The organism is Actinosynnema sp. NPDC059797 (assembly GCF_042732085.1).
Classification (GTDB): domain Bacteria; phylum Actinomycetota; class Actinomycetes; order Mycobacteriales; family Pseudonocardiaceae; genus Actinosynnema.
Genome location: NZ_JBHWIE010000672.1, coordinates 1 through 2,054, shown reverse-complemented (window position 1 = coordinate 2,054; position 2,054 = coordinate 1). Strand labels below are relative to the sequence as shown.

The following is a 2,054-nucleotide window of genomic DNA, read 5'->3' as shown; positions in this document are numbered from 1 at the left end:
GCGACAATCGATGTCCGGGTGTCGTGGCCCTTGTGCTCGCATCGCGCGCGCCTTCACCGGAATCCCTCCCGACCTCCCGGTGTGCCCGCCACCGCGGTGCCGTCCCGGGTGCCCGGAGCGCGACGCGATGCATTGGTGGTCAATGCTTTTTCCTATTCTTTTCTCCGGGTGGGTGACCTGCTTCTCCTTATTGACGCCCTGGGGCGAGAAGCGGCTGGGAGCGGTCGGAGTCGATTCGAGGGGCGCTTCGGCCGGTGCGAGGGGAATTCGATCGGTGAACGGTATTTTCCTGCCTACCGTGCTTGCCGGGGGCGTTGGGCGTCCCTGGGGGACTTCGCGGGCGAGGTGCCGATCGAACCACCCCGGATACGCCATACGGTCGATACTTCGGGTTCTTGACACCTTCGCGGAAGCTCTTGCAAGATGGGCCCGGTCAATGGAGGCCAGGTCGTGGTTCGTATCGGTCTGGGGGCCGGCTCGTGGGGGCGATTAACATTTCACTGGTCGGTGATTGTCGACCCTCTTCGGCCCGCTCGTGGGGCAAGGCGACGATGTGGCGAATACCCATGATTGCGGACACCGGGAATTGAGGGAGCATGACTGGCGAAGATCGGGAAGAGAATTTCGACGTCGTCGTCGTGGGCGGCGGGCCCAGCGGGTCGACGACTGCCGCGCTGGTCGCGAGGCAAGGCCACCGGGTGCTGCTGCTGGAACGGGACCACCACCCCCGGTACCAGATCGGGGAGTCCCTGCTGCCCGCCACGGTGCACGGTGTCTGCCGCATCCTCGGCGTCGCCGACGAGCTGGCGAAGGCGGGTTTCCCGCGCAAGCGCGGCGGCACGTTCAAGTGGGGCGCTTCACCCGAACCGTGGGACTTCTCGTTCGCCCTCTCCCCGCGCATGGCGGGCCCCACGTCCTACGCCTACCAGGTCGAGCGCGCGCGGTTCGACGAGATCCTGCTGCGCAACGCCGCGGCGGAAGGCGTCGAGGTCCGCGAGGGGTGCGCCGTCCGCCGCGTGCTGACCGAGGGCGACCGGGTGGCGGGTGTCGAGTACACCGACCCGAACGGCGCCGACGTCGTGGTGCGCGCGCGGTGCACGATCGACGCTTCCGGCAACACGAGCAGGCTGCACCGCGAGGTCGGCGGTCCGCGGCAGTACTCGCCGTACTTCCGCAACATCGCCGTGTTCGGCTACTTCGCCGGTGGGCGCCGGCTGCCCGATCCCAACAGCGGCAACATCTTCTCCGTCGCCTTCGACGAGGGCTGGATCTGGTACATCCCGCTGCGGGACGACCTGACCAGCGTCGGCGTCGTGCTCGCCGCGGACCGCGCGGGCGACGTCCAGGCCGACCCGGAGCGCGGCTGGCTGGCGGCCATCGACCGCTGCCCGTCCGTCGCGGAGATGCTCGCCGGGACGCCGCGCGCCACCGAAGCGCCTTACGACCGGATCCGCGTGCGCAAGGACTACTCCTACGACAAGGAGGCGTTCTGGCGACCGGGCATGGCACTGGTCGGCGACGCGGCGTGCTTCATCGACCCGGTGTTCTCCTCCGGCGTCCACCTCGCGACCTACAGCGGTCTGCTCGCCGCCCGGTCCCTCAACAGCGTGCTCGCGGACGAGCTGCCCGAGGACCTCGCGTTCGGCGAGTTCGAGGCCCGCTACCGCCGCGAGTTCGGGCTGTTCCACGAGTTCCTGGTCGCCTTCTACGACCTGCACCAGGAGCGCGACTCCTACTTCTGGAACGCCAAGCGGATCACGGGGGCCCAGGCGTCCGAGGGCGAGGCGTTCGTCGAGCTGGTCGGGGGGATCGCCTCCGGCGACAGCGGGGTCCGCGCCCCGGCCGGCGGCCTGGCCGAGGCGGTCGCCGCCGCGGTCGACGGCGGCGAGGACGCCAACCCGCTGCTGCGCGCCAAAGTCGTGAGCGCGTCCCTCCAGGAAGGCGCCCAGTTGCAGGCGCTGGCCGAGCTCGGGGAGGACGGCGGTCCGCAGGTCCCGTTGTTCCAGGGGGGCCTGGTGCCCTCGGCGGACGGCCTGCGCTGGGCGCGACCCGCC

The 2,054-nt window shown here is 70.1% G+C and carries 1 protein-coding gene; it reads left to right on the top strand.

The genetic code is table 11. From position 1 onward, the window contains the following. Positions 1 to 596: 596 nt before the first annotated feature. A partial coding sequence (locus ACFV4N_RS43185; protein ID WP_499678497.1) for an FAD-dependent oxidoreductase occupies positions 597 to 2,054 on the top strand: 1,458 nt, incomplete at its 3' end.